Source organism: Pseudoalteromonas sp. TB64, from assembly GCF_000498095.1.
GTDB lineage: Bacteria > Pseudomonadota > Gammaproteobacteria > Enterobacterales > Alteromonadaceae > Pseudoalteromonas.
This window is the reverse complement of sequence record NZ_AUTQ01000145.1, coordinates 37,188-58,375: the sequence shown is the minus strand read 5'-3', so window position 1 is coordinate 58,375 and position 21,188 is coordinate 37,188. Positions and strand designations below refer to the sequence as shown.

Annotated in this window: 17 protein-coding genes and 2 pseudogenes; 7 read left to right on the top strand and 12 right to left on the bottom strand. The window is 38.4% G+C overall.

The window, feature by feature from the left end:
• Positions 1–634: VWA domain-containing protein (locus L647_RS0111820; RefSeq protein WP_024611280.1), on the top strand; the 634-nt coding region annotated here is incomplete at its 5' end.
• 195 nt (positions 635–829) lie between these two features.
• Here L647_RS0111820 and L647_RS0111815 read toward each other — a convergent pair.
• From L647_RS0111815 to tkt, 6 genes and pseudogenes are all read right to left on the bottom strand, one after another.
• The gene (locus tag L647_RS0111815) at positions 830–2,935 is read right to left on the bottom strand and encodes an ATP-binding protein (protein WP_024611279.1); all 2,106 of its coding nucleotides are present in this window, start codon (positions 2,933–2,935) and stop codon (positions 830–832) included.
• A 215-nt stretch (positions 2,936–3,150) separates the two neighbouring features.
• Entirely contained in the window at positions 3,151–3,606 is a 456-nt protein-coding gene (locus tag L647_RS0111810; protein ID WP_024611278.1) for a GNAT family N-acetyltransferase, read from the bottom strand.
• Positions 3,607–3,670: 64 nt separating this feature from the next.
• Positions 3,671–4,883, bottom strand: a pseudogene (locus L647_RS01000000124110) (divalent metal cation transporter).
• Positions 4,884–5,025: 142 nt separating this feature from the next.
• Positions 5,026–5,382, bottom strand: coding sequence for a ribosome-associated translation inhibitor RaiA (gene raiA, locus L647_RS0111800; protein ID WP_024611277.1), 357 nt, complete (start codon positions 5,380–5,382; stop codon positions 5,026–5,028).
• A gap of 177 nt (positions 5,383–5,559) precedes the next feature.
• Positions 5,560–5,874 carry a pyrimidine/purine nucleoside phosphorylase gene (locus L647_RS0111795; RefSeq protein WP_002958974.1) on the bottom strand — a complete coding sequence of 105 codons (315 nt, stop codon included), beginning with the start codon at positions 5,872–5,874 and terminating at the stop codon, positions 5,560–5,562.
• A 185-nt stretch (positions 5,875–6,059) separates the two neighbouring features.
• A pseudogene (gene tkt / locus L647_RS01000000124105) lies at positions 6,060–8,056 on the bottom strand (transketolase).
• Positions 8,057–8,359: 303 nt separating this feature from the next.
• Here tkt and metK point away from each other — a divergent pair.
• The 5 genes from metK to serA all read left to right on the top strand — a co-directional run bounded on the left by metK (position 8,360) and on the right by serA (position 12,783).
• Positions 8,360–9,511, top strand: coding sequence for a methionine adenosyltransferase (gene metK, locus L647_RS0111785; RefSeq protein ID WP_024600601.1), 1,152 nt, complete (start codon positions 8,360–8,362; stop codon positions 9,509–9,511).
• 163 nt (positions 9,512–9,674) lie between these two features.
• Complete coding sequence (locus L647_RS0111780) at positions 9,675–10,220, top strand: hypothetical protein (RefSeq protein WP_024611276.1); 546 nt, start codon at positions 9,675–9,677, stop codon at positions 10,218–10,220.
• A gap of 20 nt (positions 10,221–10,240) precedes the next feature.
• Positions 10,241–10,837 carry a 5-formyltetrahydrofolate cyclo-ligase gene (locus L647_RS0111775; RefSeq protein WP_024611275.1) on the top strand — a complete coding sequence of 199 codons (597 nt, stop codon included), beginning with the start codon at positions 10,241–10,243 and terminating at the stop codon, positions 10,835–10,837.
• A gap of 53 nt (positions 10,838–10,890) precedes the next feature.
• Positions 10,891–11,544: a ribose-5-phosphate isomerase RpiA gene (gene rpiA / locus L647_RS0111770; protein ID WP_024611274.1), complete on the top strand. Its 654-nt coding sequence runs from the start codon at positions 10,891–10,893 to the stop codon at positions 11,542–11,544.
• Between the two features lie 9 nt (positions 11,545–11,553).
• Positions 11,554–12,783, top strand: coding sequence for a phosphoglycerate dehydrogenase (gene serA / locus L647_RS0111765; protein ID WP_024611273.1), 1,230 nt, complete (start codon positions 11,554–11,556; stop codon positions 12,781–12,783).
• A gap of 49 nt (positions 12,784–12,832) precedes the next feature.
• Here serA and panP read toward each other — a convergent pair whose 3' ends face one another.
• A complete protein-coding gene (panP, locus tag L647_RS0111760) occupies positions 12,833–14,458 on the bottom strand; it encodes a pyridoxal-dependent aspartate 1-decarboxylase PanP (protein ID WP_024611272.1) in 1,626 nt (541 codons plus the stop codon).
• Positions 14,459–14,729: 271 nt separating this feature from the next.
• Between panP and L647_RS0111755 the strand changes: the two genes are divergently transcribed.
• A complete protein-coding gene (locus L647_RS0111755) occupies positions 14,730–16,616 on the top strand; it encodes a GGDEF domain-containing protein (protein ID WP_024611271.1) in 1,887 nt (628 codons plus the stop codon).
• Here the strand turns inward: L647_RS0111755 and L647_RS0111750 are convergent.
• From L647_RS0111750 to mpl, 5 genes are read right to left on the bottom strand one after another with little or no spacing between them, the layout of a single operon-like run.
• The gene (locus tag L647_RS0111750; protein WP_024611270.1) at positions 16,602–17,276 is read right to left on the bottom strand and encodes an SAM-dependent methyltransferase; all 675 of its coding nucleotides are present in this window, start codon (positions 17,274–17,276) and stop codon (positions 16,602–16,604) included. The genes L647_RS0111755 and L647_RS0111750 overlap by 15 nt on opposite strands.
• Positions 17,276–18,043, bottom strand: coding sequence for an ABC transporter permease (locus tag L647_RS0111745; protein WP_024611269.1), 768 nt, complete (start codon positions 18,041–18,043; stop codon positions 17,276–17,278). Before L647_RS0111745 ends, L647_RS0111750 begins: the two co-directional genes overlap by 1 nt.
• The gene (locus tag L647_RS0111740) at positions 18,044–18,973 is read right to left on the bottom strand and encodes an ABC transporter ATP-binding protein (RefSeq protein WP_024594076.1); all 930 of its coding nucleotides are present in this window, start codon (positions 18,971–18,973) and stop codon (positions 18,044–18,046) included.
• Positions 18,973–19,593 (bottom strand): flavin prenyltransferase UbiX, encoded by a 621-nt coding sequence (locus L647_RS0111735; protein ID WP_002961027.1) that lies wholly within the window; start codon positions 19,591–19,593, stop codon positions 18,973–18,975. The genes L647_RS0111740 and L647_RS0111735 overlap by 1 nt, the downstream gene beginning before the upstream one ends.
• 1 nt (position 19,594) lies before the next feature.
• Positions 19,595–20,950 (bottom strand): UDP-N-acetylmuramate:L-alanyl-gamma-D-glutamyl-meso-diaminopimelate ligase, encoded by a 1,356-nt coding sequence (gene mpl, locus L647_RS0111730; RefSeq protein ID WP_024611268.1) that lies wholly within the window; start codon positions 20,948–20,950, stop codon positions 19,595–19,597.
• Positions 20,951–21,188: the final 238 nt, after the last annotated feature.

Below are 21,188 nucleotides of genomic sequence, written 5' to 3'. Positions count from 1 at the left end.
CTCGCGCACAATTAAACTCGCCCTTAAAAAGTTACGTAAATTTGCTCGCACTGGCGCAAGCGACACGCTAGATTTAAACGAAACTATTCGCGCTACCGCAAAGCAAGGCGGCATGCTTGATGTAAAAATGGCACCCGAGCGCCACAATGCAGTAAAAGTACTCATGCTGTTTGATATTGGTGGCTCAATGGATGACTACATTCACACCTGCGAAGAATTATTTAGCGCCGCCCACAGCGAATTTAAACATTTAGAGTTTTACTACTTTCATAACTGTTTATACGAGCACGTTTGGCAAGACAACGCACGCCGCCATTCAAACGTGATTGACACCATGACGCTGATTAATAAATTTACCAGCGACTATAAAGTAATATTTGTGGGTGACGCCACTATGGGACCTTACGAAATAGCTTATGCGGGCGGCTCGGTAGAACACTACAACGAAGAGCCCGGCAGTGCATGGTTATCAAGAATCACCAACCACTTCGATAAGGTAGCTTGGCTCAACCCACAACCCGTTGAACACTGGCCTTACTATCAATCGATTGGCTTTATAAAAGAGTTAATGAACAACCGCATGTATGCACTTAGTTTAGATGGGATAAGTAGAGCGATAAAAGAGCTGAGTTAGGATAGCGTTTACATTTTTGGCCGCTAAAATGTAAACGCCTATTTTATTAAGAGAATCAAACTGGAAAAACAGTCAATTCTTAGTAACAATATTATCATTGAAGCTTTATCCTGCTAAGTACCTCATCCCCGAACAAAAGGACCACAAAATATTTCGTGGTCCTACAACTTAACCAGAGAATTACTATAAAACCTTTCAATCCATAAAAGTATCCATGCCAAGCTTCTCTGCGAAGCTTTTATTACGCCTATGTGCTCTAGTTGCAATGTCAGATAACTTAATTAATTCTTGTTGACCATATGCAATAACATTTCTCATAGCTGTTTTATCAATAATTTTTATTTTTTCTCTTAACCAAGTCCCATTAACTGTTTGGTCGTATTCAGAAGGAAGATCAAAAGGTGAGAAATCTTCACCAATTAAATAACAATAAAATTTCTCGATCTTTTTAGTACTAAAATTTGCAATTAATGTGCAGTATTTTTCAGTTTGCTGTAAGTGTTCAGACAAATCAATATCAGCAGCTTTAAACTCAACAAGTACACACTTCCCTTCATCTGCAAAAATAAAAATGTCGGGTCGTTTAGCTATCTTAAGCTGAAGTTTCTTAATTTCTTCTAATGGAATATCTTTCAGCATAAATAGCCCTGACTCAGATTTAATCTTATTCAGAGGGACATCAGAAAAACTGTCAAAATATATAAATTCTTCGTCTAAAATCCAAAGATCATTTAGGTTACCTTTAGATTTTCGTTTAAATACCAAATCATGGATAAAGCCTTCTTTATCTCTTCTACTTTTCCCTGCGGAAAGATCTTTTTTCTGAGCTACCAAATCATTATTTAAAATTTTATCAAGTAATTTTGCAACTAATTCTCTTCTGACAACATATTTAGAAAGCTCTTCTTTATTTTGAGCGTCAATCAATGAAGACAATTCTTCTGATTTTTTCTCTAAATCCTTTTGATAGTTTGTTGCTGTAGGGTCCATTAGTTCTAATTGTTCAATTACTTTTCTGGCTTTATTGCTTTTATCTGCAATATATTTCGCTTCTTCGATGTGTAAGTTTTTAGTGATGATTTCTTCATTATCACTTAACTTAACTATCTTTTTAACACTCATAGCAATATGACTTGAGATTCCTAACTCTTTAGCCAATAACATAACTTTTCTTTCTGCACTTTCTTGAGCTAGCTCTATTTCTTTATATATGAGTTTCAGTTGTTTATTAGCCTGCTCGATTATGTCATCAATATAAACCTCAGCTTCGGCATCAAAAATTGAGTTTGATAACTCTTTTACATCAGCTTTATTAGGTATAGTAAAGGAATCTACTGAATGATTAACATTATCTGGCTTATCCAAAAAATCACCATAAAAAGCAGTAATCATTTTATTACCTAAATGGCCATTACTTTTTTTCAAAACAGAGTTTTTCACCTCTTCAACTGGAATGTCTTTACTGCATAAAAATGCACCATGAATATCAACATCATCAGCAGGAAAACTAAACACACACCAACTAAATTTTTCAGGTTTAAAGCCTTTGGGCTTGCGCCAACCAACTTCTCCATTATCATCAAAAGATTCTTGATAATTCACATAAAAATCACCACTGTTGGTGGGTTTTGGAAAGTCATCAGGCTTTATAGTCAAAGTTTCAGATTCAGCAACTTGATAAGTGAATTTTAAATTAATCGTGGGAAATACCTTTCCTTTGGTTAATTCAAGATAGGCCCTTAAAGCAAATTGCGACTTAACCCATGAGACGAAACTGCTAAATTTAAGTTTTGAATAAGAAGTATTATCTTTTTTATGGTTTCTTAGTTGCTTCAACGTTACTGTAGTTTTTAAATTATTTTTATCAATTAATTCCGATACACTGTCGTCATATATAAAATTATCCTTACAACTGCTAAATTTCCTTAAATAATAACCTTCATTTTGACGGTAAATACTTTTTACAGATACTTCACCAAACCGATGTAAGTATTGAAGCCTACCCGATCCCCTGTTATTGAACCCCTTACTTCTATCCAAAAGCCTTTCAAAACGTTCAAATGACTCTTTGTTAAATCCAGCACCAGAGTCTGTTATCTCAATAAATTCAAGTTGCTTGGAGTTTTCATCTTGATCGTTAAAGCAAAGTTCAATCGTTATATTCCTGTCGCCGCTTTCGTCAAGCTTAAAGATGGACTCTAAAGAATTATTAAGAGCTTCAACTATTGGAGAAAAAGGGTTTTTCGATGCTTTTATTAAGTTAAGCATCCCTTGCAAATCACTAAATGGGTTTTTACGCATTCATATTATCCCTTGAATTTATTAAGCATCAATCACAGCAGGTATAATTGAATAAATATTGCTGCTGTAGCAACTTTAAGGTTTTTACAATAAAATTAGTAGTTATTACGAACAACTTTAAAACTGACGATTTCGTAATGAGCAAAAATCAGCTCAACAAATATGAAGAGAAAACTATCTCTTGAAAGGCTAATTTAATTTTACTGTAGTGAAAATTAGATCCCTTTACTCATAAACAAGCTGTACGGATCTAGCTCATAATCACCAAACGGTTCACATTCTTTAAAACCAAACTGAGTATAAAGCTTTTGTGCGGGTAAAAATGCCTTTGCAGTGCCGGTTTCTAGGCTTAGCTTTTTATAACCTCGCAGTGTTGCTTGCTCAATAATATGCGTGAGTAACTTAGCGGCTATGCCTTGGCGTAAATAGTTGCTTGATGTGCGCATTGATTTAATTTCGCCATGCGTTGTATTTAGTGCTTTTAAAGCGCCAACACCCGCTAAATTATTATCAATCCATAAGCTATAAAAAGTTATATCGGGCTGAGTGAGTTTGCTCACATCAAGTGCATGCACGCTCTCAACGGGTGAGTGTTTTAGCATATCGTTATGGTGTGCTTGTAGTAACTTTATAACGTGTGAGTTTGAAAGCTCGCCTGTTCTAATATCCATTTATACCTCATTTAAATTTTAAGCTTTAGGGCTTTAATTAAAACCCTAAAGTAAGTGGCTATATTTAGAATGCTAGTTTCCACACTACAAACGCAACAGCAAAACCTACTAAATACACTAAACCTAGCCACGTTAAGCTGCGCAGTAACACGCTGTGCTTAATGGCGGGCTCTGAGCGTACAAGGCTAAAGTTAAGCCATGCAAATACAGGCGTTGTAACAAATGAAAGCGTCATTGCAAACGTAAGCATTGGGCCAAGGGCTGATTTAAAAAATAAAATAACCGCCATACCGGCAAGTGCTTGTAGTATTAACCAAATATTTAGGCTGTGTTTTGATTGCTTAAAGCCAAGTAGTTTATGAGACTCATTAAGCGTGCGGGCGTAGCCATCAAGCACGGTGAGTGTGGTACCAAACATACATAAAAAAGCGATTGCTGATACCAGCGGTCTTGCCCACTCGCCTATTGTTAACGCGTACATATCAATAAGCTGCTTGGCAAACGCGACACCGCCGAGTTCTATGCTGCTAGTTTGCCCATACTGTACCAATACACCTAAGCTAAAAAATACCAAGGCTAAGCCAGCTGTAAGCCAGTAACCTACGTTAAAATCGAACAGGCCTTGGCTTTTAGTGACTGTTTGCTGCGCTTGCTTTTCTTTTAGCCATAAAGAACTTAATGCAGATATTTCGATAGGGGCTGGCATCCAGCCCATTAAAGCGACCATAAAGCTAAGCATTGCAAGTTCATACGGTGAAGGACCCACATAATCAGCAGGTGCCATTGGACCGTTACTAAATGCAATGGCAAGGGCAATCAAAGTAGCGAGCGTAAGCAGCCCCATAATACCTTTGGCAACGTTATCGAGCGCTTTAAAGTGCCCAAGTAGCAATATAACTAAACATACACCCAGCAGCATCCAACAAAGCAAGGTTACTTCAATAACAATAGGTAAGGCGTAATGCAGCAGGCTTGCAGTAAGTAGTAATACGCCGGCGGTATTAACTACGGCAGCTACAATGTTTAAACCAATAAAGCTATAAAAATAAAACGGTCCTTTGCTTTTATAACCCTCTACTAAGCTATTTTTAGTGGCAAGTGTGTATTCCATACCAAAACGAAAAAACGGGTATTTTAAAACATTAACAACGAGGATTAACCAAAATAGTTGCCAGCCAAATATTGCTCCAGCCNCCGCCAATAGCGGCCGTTGCCATTAGGATCCCAGGCCCAAGCGCACCTAGTCGAGATTTCCATACTGCTTTTGTTTTGTGCATTAATTTCTCAAAATATGTGTGTTGTGTGTTCTTTTTATCAATTTTTATAATTAATAAACTGCAAGAACGCATAACTTACCTAAATTACAGGCAATAAAAAAGAGCCGTACGGCTCTTTTTTACAATACTTTGTGACTAAATTTTATTTAAGATCCATCTCTTGGATGATCTCGTGTGCGATTTCAGGTGTTGTACTTACAGGCTTTTCGTGTAGGTTTGCTTTTATCTGCCCTTTTCGATGTTTTAGTGCCGCATCGAGTTTTTTAGCTGCGCTTGCAATGGCTGGGTACATAACTTCGTTTTCCCCTTTTACCGATATGCGCGTGCCTTCGTAATTAGTGCTAATTTCAGCTTGGATTTTATGATGTTCTTTAGACAAAATAATATCGAGTGCAATAAGCGATGGAAAATGGCTCTCGATTTTTGAAAATTTTTCGTTGATGTGCTCTTTAATAGAGTCAGTAACTTCAACATGGTGACCAGAAAGATTAATTTTCATAGGGTATCCTTTTATTTGTTACCTCATAAATAGTATTGGGGGCTATTTAGATTAACACAAGGAAAAAATAGAGATATTTGAGGTTTATTTACGGTTTTTGGTGATTTAAATCATGCGTTGCGCAAAGTTTATGCAAAGCCCATAGTGCATGGGCTTTCAGACGTCTAGCTGTACTGGTTAATCTGTGTACGAACAACAGTAGTCAGCAAAATCAGATACTTTCACTTTAAAGCTTACATTAGCATCTACGTTAAACGACTCACCTGCGTTAAATGTTTTCCACTCGCTCGCACCTGGTAATAAAATATCCCATTGACCAGCTAAAAGCTCCATGCATTCTTTTTGGTTTGTATCAAAAACAAACTCACCTGGTTGCATAAAACCTAATGTTTTCGCTTCGCCATCACCTAAAATAACGGTACGACTCGACACTTTTCCGTCAAAATATACATTGGCTTTTTTTACTACACTTACGTTATCGAACTTTGGCATTTTTAGCTCCTGCTATTAATTTAAGATTTTTATTTATAAATTTTATCGCACTACCTTGCCTGATAGCTTACTTTCTTGCAAGGAAAGCTGCATTGATCAAGGTGAAGTTGCTTCATGTAAGGGCATAAAAAAACCCGCAACATGTGCGGGTTTTTCAATTACTTACTTTATTTAATCAAAAGCGATTAAAAAAGCTCGTTTGCTTTGCTTACAATGTTTGCCACTGTAAAACCAAAGTGTTCAAACAACTCATTAGCTGGTGCTGACTCACCAAAGGTGGTCATACCTACTACTGCGCCGTTTAAACCAACGTACTTGTACCAGTAGTCAGCAATACCTGCTTCTACTGCTACGCGGCGTGAAACAGATGCCGGTAATACGCTTTCTTTGTATGCTGCGCTTTGATCTTCAAAGGCATCAGTACATGGCATAGACACAACACGTACCTTTTTACCTTGGCTGCGTAACTCTTTAGCTGAATCTTGTGCTAGTTGCACTTCAGAACCCGTTGCAATGAATATAATCTCTGGGTTGCCGTCACAGCTAAGGATGTAACCACCCTTTTTAACGTCACTTAATTGCTGTGCGTCACGCGCTTGTTGCTCAAGACCTTGGCGAGTAAAGATTAACGATGTAGGACCATCTTTACGCTCAATAGCTTGTTGCCATGCAATTGCCGACTCAACTTGGTCACATGGACGCCAGTTGTATAAGTTAGGCGTTAAACGCATGCTTGCAATTTGCTCTACTGGTTGGTGAGTTGGACCATCTTCACCTAAACCAATTGAATCGTGCGTGTATACAAAAATGCTTGGTTGCTTCATTAATGCAGCCATACGAACGGCATTTTTTGCATATTCAACAAACATTAAGAACGTAGCACCGTAAGGAATAAAGCCTTTATGAAGGGCAATACCATTCATAATTGCCGACATACCAAACTCACGTACACCGTAGTAAATGTAGTTACCGCTTGCATCATCGCGTGTTAAACCTTTAGAGCCATCCCAAATTGTTAAGTTTGAGCCAGCTAAATCGGCTGAGCCACCCATAAATTCTGGTAATAACGGACCAAATGCATTTAATGCATTTTGTGACGCTTTACGAGAAGCAGGATTTGCAGGGTTTGCTTGCAATTGCTCAATATACGCTTGAGATTTTTCAGCCCAATCACCAGGAAGCTCGTTATTAATACGACGTTTGTATTCAGCTGCAAGCTCTGGGTATGCTTTTGCGTATGCTGCAAACTTTTCGTCCCAGCTTGATTCAAGCTGTTGACCTTTTTCTTTGCTATCCCATTGTGCGTAAATATCATCAGGAATTTCGAAAGCATCGCCAGTCCAACCTAAAAATTCGCGAGATGCTTTAATTTCGTCATCACCTAGTGGTGCGCCATGACAATCGTGGCTACCCGNCCCGACTTATTAGGTGAGCCGTAACCAATAATTGTTTTACAACAAATTAGTGATGGCTTATCGGTAACGCTTTTAGCCTCTGCAATTGCAGCACTTACAGCGTCGCTGTCGTGACCATCAACACCACTAACTACATGCCAACCGTACGCTTTAAAGCGAGCTGGCGTATCATCGGTAAACCAACCTTCCACTTCACCATCGATAGAGATGCCGTTGTCATCCCAAAATGCAACAAGTTTACCCAGACCTAATGTGCCTGCAAGTGAACCTGCTTCATGAGAAATACCTTCCATAAGGCAGCCATCGCCCATAAATGCATAGGTAAAGTGATCAACAATATCGTGACCTTCACGGTTAAACTGTGCAGCAAGTGCTTTTTCGGCAATTGCCATACCTACGGCATTTGTGATCCCTTGACCTAATGGACCCGTAGTAGTTTCGATTCCTGGTGCATAACCATATTCTGGATGACCTGGTGTTTTAGAATGCATTTGACGGAAGTTTTTAATTTCGTCTAGTGGTAAATCATAACCACTTAGGTGCAATAGAGAATATATAAGCATTGAACCGTGGCCGTTCGATAATATAAATCGATCTCGGTCAGCCCACTCTGGATTTGTTGGGTTATGCTTTAGATAATCGCGCCATAATACTTCTGCGATATCAGCCATGCCCATAGGGGCTCCAGGGTGACCAGATTTGGCCTTTTGTACTGCGTCCATTGACAAGACGCGAATAGCATTTGCAAGTTCTTTGCGAGATGGCATGAATTCTCCTACCTTATATGTGTATTTGCGCGGGTATTTATGTAATCGTTTATGTAACCAAATATCTTGGATACTGCTATACATCCATTCTTACTTAATGTGGGGGCGGTGTGCAATTAAAAACCCCAGAAAAGGGAGCATTATGAATTTTTTTTGAGACCAGAACGACATTAGTAATTTTATTTAGACGTCTAGGCGTAAAAACACTATGCAATTAGTTTTGTTTTCGATAAAATACGCCCCTTAATTTTTTAGCGCTAATACCGACATTTGTGAAGCGCAATATTTGTGAGCAGAAATACAATGGCAAAACATTTATTTACTTCTGAATCAGTTTCTGAAGGTCATCCGGATAAAATCGCCGATCAAATCTCTGATGCGGTACTTGATGCAATCCTAGAGCAAGACTCTCAGGCTCGCGTAGCGTGTGAAACTTACGTGAAAACCGGTATGGTTATGGTTGGTGGTGAAATCACTACTAGCGCATGGGTTGATATCGAAGAAATTACACGTAAAACAATTCGTGACATTGGCTACACAAATTCAGACATGGGCTTTGATGCCGATTCATGTGCTATTTTAAACACTATTGGTAAACAGTCTCCAGACATTAACCAAGGTGTTGACCGTACTAGCCCAGAAGAACAAGGCGCTGGCGACCAAGGCTTAATGTTTGGTTACGCATGTAACGAAACAGAAGTACTAATGCCTGCCCCAATTACTTACTCACATCGTTTAGTACAGCGCCAAGCGCAAGTACGTAAAAGCGGCGAGCTTAACTGGTTACGCCCAGATGCAAAATCTCAAGTTACTTTTGCATACGAAAACGGCAAGCCAGTAGGTATTGATGCTGTTGTACTTTCTACTCAGCACAGCGAAGACATTTCGCAAAAAGATTTAGTAGAAGCTGTGATGGAAACAATCATTAAGCCGGTACTTCCTGCAGAACTTATTACAAGTGCAACTAAGTTTTTCATTAACCCAACAGGTCGCTTTGTTATTGGTGGACCAATGGGTGACTGTGGTTTAACTGGTCGTAAAATCATTGTAGATACATACGGTGGTATGGCTCGTCACGGTGGTGGTGCTTTCTCTGGTAAAGATCCATCAAAAGTTGACCGTTCAGCAGCATACGCTGCACGTTACGTTGCTAAAAATATTGTTGCTGCTGGTCTTGCTGACAAGTGTGAGCTACAAGTTTCTTACGCAATTGGTGTTGCAGAGCCTACTTCTATCAGCGTTGAAACGTTTGGTACAAGCAAGCTAGAAGAAAGCCGTTTAATTGAGCTTATTCGTGAACATTTTGACTTACGCCCTTACGGCTTAATTCAAATGCTTGATTTAGAGCGCCCTATCTACCTTCCTACAGCGGCTTACGGTCACTTTGGTCGCGACGAGTTCCCTTGGGAACGTACAGATAAAGCAGACGCACTTCGCGCAGCTGCTGGCCTTTAAGCCTATAATGTAATAATATAAACGGCCCTTTCAAGGGCCGTTTTTACATCTAGAGTTTATTTGTAGTATTGTTTATAAATAAAATAACTATAAAATCGACCTCGAATTGTTTTGTACTTTAGGTATATACTCATTTAATAATAAAAGCTTGAGGGATAATTAAATGACCGACAATTTTCGCGTTATATTTGCAGGGCTTGCAGATGACGTTGATACAAAAATAGCGTGTACAAACTTAGCCCAGCGGCTTAAGACCTCAGAAGAAAAAGTAATGCTTTTTTTTAAAGGTAAACCTCTGTTTGCACCAAGCAATAAAGATAAAGCATTAAAGCAAGCAAAACTACTTGTTGGTCTTGGTATAAAAAGTAAATTACAAGCCATCCCTAATACGTCAGCAGCAAGTATCGAGAAAGCAAATAACCAGCGTGATGAGCGTATTTTTGATGCCCTTGATTACATCACCAGTAGTTTAATTCGCCTTGAAGAAAAGCTAGATGATTTAGAACAACGCCTCCCAGCCCTTGAATCAAAAACGCCAGATGAAAATATTGATCAATGGCAAGATGATGACTTAATGCTTGATGAAGAACTTATTAGCACACCTAAAAAGCGCAGTAATGCTCTTTTATATTCGCTTATAGTTACGGTAGTAACATTACTAATTGTATTGGCGGCATATTTAGCTTTTCCTAACTTATTTTCTTTTTAATTACTTAGCGAAGCACTGACATGAGCAATAAGCGCACACAGATCAGAACATCAGTCCGTGAAATGCGTAATAATTTATCAAAAAAACAGCAATTACTTGCAGCTCAATCGCTTAAAATGAATTTTATTCAACAATTAAAAAGCAAAAAATCAAATAAAAAAGAGCATATAGCAATTTATTTAGTGAATGACGGAGAGTTAGATACCTCATTGTTAATTAATGAACTATGGAACTTAAATCATGAAATTTACCTCCCTGTAATACACCCTTTTAACGGGGCTAATTTACTCTTTCACCGTTATGAAAAAAACTCACCCATGAAGGCAAATCGCTATGGTATCTTGGAGCCTAAGCTGAACTGCTCTGAGATATGCCCGTTACCAGCGCTTGATTACCTCCTTATGCCGTTAGTTGCATTTGATAAACAAGGTAATCGCTTAGGAATGGGGGGTGGGTTTTACGACCGAACACTGGCACGTTTGCACGAACAAAATTGGCAAAAACCACAACTTATTGGCTTAGCACATGAATGCCAAAAAGTTGATTTGTTACCAATAGAATCGTGGGACGTACCACTTAAAACAATTATCACTCCAGATAAAATCTACTGCTGGTAACAATTAAATTTAATTACTAGCCGCATATTTCTGACATACATGAGCACATAGCAATGACACAAGATGAATTAAAAAAAGCAGCTGCCTGGGCAGCACTCGAGTTTGTAAAAGAAAACACAATTGTAGGCGTGGGTACAGGCTCTACTGTTAATCACTTTATTGATGCTCTTGGCTCAATAAAAGACACTATTGTAGGTGCAGTTTCGAGCTCAGAAGCTTCCACTGCGCGTTTAGAAGCGTTAGGCATTGAAGTGTTTGAACTTAATAATATAGCTGCCTTAGATGTTTACGTTGACGGCGCTGACGAAATTAACGCTCAAAACGAAATGATTAAAGGTGGCGGTGCCGCACTTACTCGCGAGAAAATAGTTGCTGCTGTCGCTAAACAATTTGTGTGTATTGTTGATGACACTAAATTAGTAAAAACATTAGGCGACTTCCCGCTTCCGGTAGAAGTTATTCCTATGGCACGCAGTTACGTAGCACGAGAGTTATTAAAATTGGGTGGCGACCCAGTCTATCGCCAAGGTGTAGTTACCGATAACGGTAACGTTATATTAGATGTATTTAACTTAAAAATTACCAATGCTAAACAACTTGAAACACAAATAAATTCAATTGTTGGCGTAGTTACCAACGGCCTATTTGCAGAGCGTGGCGCTGATAAAGTCATTATCGGCACTACAAATGGGCCTCAAATTAAATAGGATGAGGTTATGAGTAAGGTATCGTTAGCAAAAGACAAAATTAAAATTCTCTTGCTTGAAGGTGTTCATCAAAGCGCTGTTGAAACGTTAAAACGTAATGGTTACAGTAACATCGATTATGTTAAAACATCCTTACCTGAGGACGAACTAAAAGAGCGTATTAAAGATGTGCACTTTGTGGGTCTTCGTTCTCGCACTCATATAAATGAAGCTGTATTAGACGCCGCTGAAAAGCTTGTTGCAGTTGGTTGTTTTTGTATTGGTACAAACCAAGTTGATTTAGATAGCGCACGCGAACGCGGTATTGCCGTGTTTAATGCACCGTTTTCTAACACTCGTTCTGTTGCAGAGCTTGTACTTGGCGAAATTTTGCTTTTATTGCGCGGTATTCCAGAGCGCAATGCAGCGGCGCATCGTGGCGGTTGGTTAAAAACAGCGAATGGTTCTTTTGAAGCCCGTGGTAAAACGTTAGGTATTATTGGCTACGGTCACATTGGTACTCAACTGGGTATTATGGCTGAAAATATCGGTATGAACGTTGAATATTATGATATTGAAGATAAGTTATCGCTTGGTAATGCAAAGCAAGTACATAACCTAACTCAACTATTGCAACGCTCTGATATTATTAGTTTACACGTTCCAGAAACACCGCAAACTAAAAATCTAATTGGCACAGCTGAACTTGCTGTTATGAAGCAAGGAGCTATTTTGATCAATGCTTCACGCGGCACCGTGGTTGATATTGATGCGCTTGCAGAAGCCCTTACCGAGAAAAAACTCAGCGGTGCAGCAATCGATGTATTCCCTACTGAACCAAAATCTAACGATGAAGAATTTGTATCGCCACTGCGCCAATTCGACAATGTTATTTTAACGCCGCATATTGGTGGCTCAACCCAAGAAGCACAAGAAAACATTGGTATTGAAGTAGCTGGTAAATTGGCTAAATATTCAGATAACGGCTCAACTATTACAGCGGTTAACTTCCCTGAGGTATCGCTGCCAGAGCTTGCTAATCGTAGTCGTTTATTACACGTACACCACAACCGTCCTGGCGTACTAACACAAATTAACCAAGCGTTTGCACAGCACGGTATTAATATTGCCGCGCAATACCTGCAAACAGACGCAGCTATTGGTTATGTTGTTATTGATGTAGATACAGATCACTCTGAAGTCGCACTTAAAGAATTAAGCGCTGTTGAAGGGACAATTAGAGCACGTATTCTTCATTAATAAATACCATACTTTTGATATTAAAAGGGTCCTTATAGACCCTTTTAAACTACATGTACTTTCTTAGGTATTTTTTAAATACAGGATCGGTTTTAGCTAACTCTTTTTGCTCAGCTAAAATATCTTTTAAAATAGCACCTGAAGTAAGCGGATTTGCAAGCACAACTCTAAATACAACCGTAGGTTGATTATCATAATTAGAAGGTGTTAAACGTGTACGCGACACAAACGAACGTCCCGATTCACGTTGACGCTTTTGCATACTGGCCGTAAAACGATTCAATGAGGCAAATATATCTAACCTAGTTGCGGCATCAGCATCAGCTATTGCTTGTTTGATTTTTTTTGGTACATAACGATACGTTAATAAGCACAGCTCAGGCTCTGAAACAAGTTCAAAGTCTTCGTCTGCTTTAATTAAATCGGCAAAATAATGTGCTTTTTTAATACTACGATCAATTAGCATTTCGTAGCCTTTACGACCTATAACTCGTAAGCAAGCATGTACTAACATTGCCATACCGGGTCTGCTACCCTCAAGCGTATGACTACCTAAATCTTTAGAGCCTTTACGTAAAATATATTCTGCGTGGTGCTCTATAGCGTCAGTTGCAGCTGGGTCTTTAAATAAAACCAAACCTGCGCCCATTGGCACATACATTTGCTTATGTGCATCAATAGTAATTGAATCAGCACGTTCAATTCCTTTTAATAAAGGACGGTGCGTATTAGATAAAAGAGTTGCTCCTCCCCATGCAGCATCTACATGAAAGTGACACCCAATTTCTTCGCTCAAATCAGCCATTGCATCTAATGGGTCAATATTACCGGTTTCGGTAGTACCCGCGACACCAATAATGGCCATAACTTTAATGCCTTTAGCTTCAAGCTCAAGCGCTTTTTCACGCATAGCATCAACATCTACTTTATTGTTATCGCAGGTTTTTATACCAATTAAATTTTCACGACCAATACCTAATAAATCAACTGATTTGCCTAATGAATAATGTCCGCGCTCAGATATTAAAACAGCCAAACCTTTATAGCCATAATGCAACATGCCAGCAATAAGGCCCTGTGCACCAATACCTTTAAAATCACCATCTGGTTTTAATAAACGATTTCGGGCAATCCAAAGCGCAGTAATATTAGCAATCGTACCACCGGAGCAAAAAGCACCTAATGATGTTTTAGCACTATGCATCCATTTAGAATAAAACGAGTCTTCTTGCCCATAAGCTAAATGGTGCATCATCCCCAAAACTTGGCGCTCAAGAGGAGTAAATGCTTTAGAAGTTTCTATTTTTACTAAGTTTTGATTTAGCCCTACCATCAATTTTGACAGTGGTAATAAAAAATGAGGTAAGGCAGAGGTCATATGACCAATAAAACTAGGAGCAGCGGTATGCACAGAATGCGCAACAAGTTGCTCCATTATGTCTTGTGCATAAGCAGATACAAACGTTGGATCCTCGGGGATCACAGCTGATTGAAAATCTTTTTCGATTTCATGCAATGGCTTTTCAATTGCCGCTATATTTTCGTTTAAGAAACCTGCTAAATTACTCGAAATTTCAAGCTCGATTTTGCTTAAAGTTGAGTCTGGCGCTTCAGGTACAGTAAATATACGCTTAAGGCTTTCTTTAGAGGCGACGGCACAACGCTTTTGATCCATCTTAATACCTAGTGTGTGTAGCTAAAAAACATGTTTATCTATAAAAAAGGCCATATTTTGGCACTATTTTAAAGAATAGTGTTTTAAATAATTGCGCTAACTTTACTGCAATCCAACCAAAATGTCTCGCATAAAGCCATAAAAGCAGTCAAATGCATGACAAAAAAATGATAATTTAATTAATATTCAGCTCAAGATAATAAATTCGAATTAATTATTGGGCATTTATATATTTTGCGTATAATAAAACGATAATAAAAAAGGGACATATATGCTTAAAGGAAGAGTAAGAATAAGTTGGTTAATGGCTGGTTTTAGTGTGTTTTTAATTAGCTTATTCGCCTACGTTTATTACACCTACCAAACTACCCGTGCAGAAATAATGCAATCGGTCGACACTCGCCTACTTAATGCAGCCACCAGCGTAAAACATATTTTAGGTGATGAGTACCTTAACGCTGTTAATCAAAATGACACGATTAGTTTTTCTGACTATCAAGATAAAAGCAAAAAGCTTTCAGAGTTCGCGCAAGCATTAGACATTGCGTATGTTTACTCGATGATACTAAAAAATGGAAAAGTTTATTTTGGTGCGTCTAGTTACACACAAGACGATCAAAATAACGGAAAAGTAACCCAATTTTTAGACCTTTACCCAGAGGCAACAGAAGCAAATATAAGTGCTTTTTATTCAACAGAACCCGTATTTGAAATATCGAGTGATCAATGGGGACACTTTAAAACTATTTTTATTCCTTATATTGATGAAACTAACGGCAAAACCTATTTAACCGGTGCCGATATAACTATTTACGATTTGAATCAAAAACTGAAAGAAAGCGTATCTAAAGCTGCAGCCATGGCAAGCTTCTTCTTTTTTATTGCGATACTCGTTGCTGCTATTTATATATATTTACTCAAACGTTCTTTAGCAACTGATTCAAGCACTGGTTTTGCGAATCATATAGCTCTGGAGTACTTTCTTAAAAAGAGTAGCGCTCATCATATGCAGTTAGCGGTTATTTGGATTAACGAAATAGAAGATATAAATAGTTTTTACGGTACAGAAGTTGGCGATAAAGTGATGAAAAACTTATTAATACACTTTAAAAACCGCTGTTCTACACGCTGTCATATTTATCGCTTAGCAACAAATAAACTAGTGCTCCTTGCACCAAAAGAAATTCCGTATATCGAATTTAACGATCTTATCGAAACCTATAACTTTAATACCCCATTACTAACCGACCCTTTTATTTATATTACGCTATGTGCAGGCATTGCCAGTGGTAATAAGTCACTCTTACTAGAGAATGCACATATCGCGGCTTTACAGGCTAAACAAGGTCGGCATACAGTCGTTAATTACTCCAAAGCACTACACGATGTAAAAGTGCAATATCAATACAACGTAGAAATGGCTAAAGAAGTACGCGAGGCGTTTGATAACAACCGTATAGTGCCTTATTTTCAGCCTATTATTGATATAGATACAAATCAAATAGTGCAGTATGAATGCCTAGCTCGCATGGTAACTAGCACAGGTGAAATATTAAAACCTGACGCATTTTTAAATGTTGTAACCCGCTCAAGAATGGATGGTTTATTAACGCGTACTATTTTCTCACAATGTGTTAGCCGATTTAGAAAAACAAATATTTGCTGGAGCTTAAATATAACAGCCCAAGACATGCTTGATCCCAGTTTAAGTGAATATATAGCTTATGAATTAAAACGTTACCCGCATCCGGGTAATATCACTCTTGAGCTTATAGAAACACAAGCAATTGCTAACTTTTCAGAAGTAAAAGCATTTATAGGCATGGTTAAAACGAAGGGTGTAAAAGTTGTTATTGATGACTTTGGTAGTGGCTATTCAAACATATCAAACGTATTAAAACTTGAAGTAGATGGCATTAAACTAGATGGCGCTTTAATAAAGCAAATTGTAAACGATAAAGACATTTACTTATTTATAGAGCACATAGCGAGTTTTGCTAATCAGTTAGGTTTACAACTAATAGCCGAATCGGTAGAGAACAAAACAATTGTAACTGCACTTAAAAAAGCGAATGTGACGCTGATGCAAGGTAATTACTTTGCTCACCCAGCGCCACATGTTAACTCACAAAATGAAGACGTATTAACGATCAGCTAAATTAATAATAAGCCGGTGGCTTTGCTGGCCACTGGCCCAATATTTACGTTCAAAAGGCGTAATAGCATCATCTGATTCATAAGGTACTACATCGCAAGAGTTACCAGTTAATTCAAGTGCTCTTGCAAACTCTTTAACGTAAATATCCCAATTACTTCTTACCTCTAACAAACCACCTAACTTAACAATAAATGGAAAGATAGCTGCGCCATGCCAGCGCCTGCGAATATGTTTAGACTTTGGCCATGGGTTTGGATACAACAAGTAATGATGGCTAGGCTGCCAATTAGCATCAACCGCTAAACGCCAAAAGTCGTTTAAATCGGCTTGTACTAATATGTACTGCCCACTGTCGGTTTGCTTGTACTCAACATCATGTTTATCAAGGCGGTGCGACGATTTATCAATACCTATAACAAGCGCATCGGGATGATGCTTAGCCAAATTAGCCGTACTTTCGCCAACACCGCAACACGAATCTAAAATAAGCGGACCTTTAAAAGCGTGTACTTTAGCGTTAACTTCATCAAACGCGAGTTGTGTATGCTCTGCAATTGGCTTTTTAAATTCAGCACTTAAATGCTTATTTACTATTTCATCAAGCTTTTCGTGAATACCCGCTTGGTTAGATACAATACTACGTGAATTTGCATCATTCATTAATGTCTTAGCCCCACACCTTTTTTGATCAATGTAAGCGCTAATGTAAATAACGCTGTTATAAATACTAAAATAACCCCAAGAGCCACGCTTAAATCAACATCCGACACACCTAAAAAGCCATAACGGAACGCGTTAACCATATAAATTATAGGATTAATTTGCGATACATTTTGCCAAAATTCTGGCAGTAATGTAATGGAATAAAACACACCCCCTAAGTAGGTTAATGGCGTTAAAATAAAGGTTGGGATAATACTAATATCATCAAAGCTATTTGCGTAAATTGCATTAATCAAACCACCTAAAGCAAATACCGCAGAAGTTAAAATAACCGTAGCCATAATCACAAAAACATTATGTATTTGAATATCAACAAATAATAACGATACACAGGTAACTATAAATCCCACCATAATGCCACGCGTCATACCGCCGCCCATATAACCCAGTACTATTATGTAGTTAGGTACAGGTGCAACTAAAAGCTCTTCAATGCTTTTTTGAAACTTTGTTGAATAAAAACTAGAGGCTACGTTCGAGTATGAGTTTGTAATAACCGACATCATTATAAGGCCAGGTACAATAAACTCCATGTAACTAAAACCTCCCATATCGCCAATTCGTGAACCAATTAAGTTACCAAAAATAACAAAATATAAGCTCATTGTAATTGCTGGCGGTACTAAGGTTTGCACCCAAATGCGTAAAAAACGAATACACTCTTTAATCCATAAACTCTTTAAGGCTACGCCATATTTAAACATTTATTCGCCCCGCCCTTGCTCTAGTAATCCTACAAATAACTCTTCTAGTCTGTTTGCTTTATTTCGCATACTCAATACAGTATTACCTTGAGCTGTTAATGCACTAAACACAGCATTTAACCCTTGTGATTTAGCAACTTCCACCTCAACAGTGCGATCGTCTGTCATGGTAAATTTATAGCCATCAAGCGTTACAGGATTTGCAGGCGTTTTTAAATCTAAAATAAACGTTTCTTTATCAAGCTTTGCAAGCAGTGCTTTAATTGTGGTGTTTTCAACAATTCGACCATTATCGATAATCGCAATGTTTTTACACAGTAACTCTGCTTCTTCAAGGTAATGTGTGGTTAAAATAATGGTAACGCCTTGCTGATTTATTTGGCGTAAAAAATCCCACATTGAACGACGAAGCTCTATATCTACACCTGCTGTTGGCTCATCAAGTATAAGCAACTTTGGTTCGTGCATAAGCGCACGTGCAATCATTAAGCGGCGTTTCATACCACCTGAAAGCGTACGCGCTTGCTTGTCTTTTTTCTCAAGTAAACCAAGTTGAGCTAGGTATTTATCAGCACGCTTATGGGCTTCAGCGCGTGGAACACCGTAATAACCAGCTTGATTAACAAGTATTTGGCTAAGCGTTTCAAACTGACTAAAGTTAAACTCTTGCGGCACTAAGCCTAAATGCGCTTTTGCGGCTTCTAAATCAGTATCAATATCGCAACCGAATACTTCTACTTTGCCTTTCGTTTTATTAACAAGTGAGGAAATAACACCAATAGTGGTTGATTTACCAGCTCCATTTGGGCCAAGCAAGGCGAAAAAATCACCTTCGTAAACTTGTAAATCAACGCCTTTAATGGCCTCAACACCATTTTTATAAACCTTAGTAAGGCCTTCTATATTTAAAGCAATATTTTGCTTAACCATTACTTACCCTCACCATAACCCCAACGTTTTGTTAGGTTATGTTCAATGTTTAAATGATCTAAAATTCTTGCCACCATAAAATCGACTAAGTCTTCAATACTTTGTGGCTTATGATAAAAACCAGGTGCTGCTGGCATAATAGTTACCCCTAAACGAGATAACTTAAGCATGTTTTCTAAATGAATTTCGTTAAATGGTGTTTCGCGCGGTACTAAAATTAGCTGCCCGCGTTCTTTTATTACAACATCGGCGGCGCGCTCTAGTAAATTATCTGACGCCCCTACCGCAATTGCAGAAACCGATCCTGCACTACACGGGCATACCACCATTTTTTTAGGCGCCGCAGAGCCCGATGCCACAGGGCTAAACCAGTTATCTTTACCATATACTTTTAACTGTTCAGGCTTGGCATTAAACAGCGTACTTAGCTGCTCAGTTGCTTTATCTTCATTACCTGAGAGCTTTATGTTTGATTCTGTATCAAGCACGACTCTCGCAGCACTTGAGATGAGTACGTATACTTGAAATTGCTGTTCTAACAATACTTCGAGTAATCTTAAACCATAAGGCGCACCCGATGCACCGCTAAAAGCTAACGTAATTCTATCTTTAAATTGCACATTATTCTCCGCTGTATTTATCAGCTAAACCATCAATAAGTTGTTGATGTAAGCCATTAAACCCACCATTACTCATAATTAAAATATGTTGATTAGGCTCAATACTTTCAAGCACTGTATCAATAATTGTTTGTGTAGAACTAAAGCATTGCATATCGGCTTTTTCTGCTTGCTCTTTGAGCGACCAATTTAGATTATCAGGCTCAAGAAGTAGCACATCGTTAGCATCACGTAATGAATCTAATAATGTATGTTGGTGCACGCCCATTTTCATCGTGTTTGAACGAGGTTCTAAAATAGCGATAATTTTTTCATCGCCCACTTTTGCACGTAACCCCGCAAGCGTTGTTTTAATAGCTGTTGGATGATGCGCAAAATCGTCATAGACCTTTATGTTATTAATATCAGCTTTGAGCTCCATTCGCCTCTTGGGGCTAATAAACTCACCTAAAGCATCAATACTATGGTCAATCGCGATACCAACATGACGTGCAGCGGCTATCGCCATAATTGCATTTTTAACATTATGCTCGCCTATTGCTTGCCAGCGCACAGTTCCCTGATTTTCGTTATTTAGCAATACATCGAACTCGCTGCCATCTGCTTTTAATAACTCATAATTCCAATCATCGCCAAGAGTTTCGCTCTCACTCCAAAGCCCTTGCTTTATTACATCATTAAGCGCTATATCTTGCTTTGGCCAAATTACTTTGCCGCTTTGAGGTAATGTACGCATTAAGTGATGAAATTGTTTTTTTATTGCGTTTAAATCTTCAAAAATATCAGCATGATCGAATTCAAGATTATTTAAAATGAGTGTACGAGGTAAGTAATGCACAAACTTACTGCGCTTATCAAAAAAGGCTGTATCGTATTCATCCGCTTCAATAACAAAAAATGGTGTTTCGCCCACTTTTGCCGACACACCAAAATTTTGGACTATGCCGCCAATTAAAAATCCTGGTTTTAAGCCAGCGTACTCTAATATCCATGCGAGCATACTTGCTGTTGTGGTTTTGCCATGGGTACCAGCTACAGCAAGTACCCATGAGTTTTGCAATAAGTTATGTTTGAGCCATTCAGGACCAGAGGTATAAGGTAAGCCTTTATCTAAAACATATTCAACACATAAGTTTCCACGACTCATTGCATTACCAATAACCACCATATCTGGCTTAGGCTCTAATTGAGACACGTCGTAGCCTTGAGTCAACTCAATACCAAGCTCTTCTAGTTGCGTACTCATCGGAGGGTAAACGTTTTGATCAGAGCCTGTAACCTTATGACCCAGCGATTTTGCAATGGCTGCAATACCGCCCATAAACGTGCCACAAATCCCCAAAATATGTATATGCATATACTTTCCTTAAATCGTGCGCTTACTTTACAGCTCTGCAAAGTTTAATGGCGCTATAATGCCAAAATTTGCGCTTAGTTACCATTGCAGGTAAGCATTTCACTCTTGCCAAAAGAGCTTTAATCTAAGGTTTAACCACCCTAACAAATAAACATTTATGTTATAGCGCAACTAAGTCATTTTTAAATTGAACGGTAGCCAGAAAAGGTTGGTACAAAGAACACGAATACATCATTAA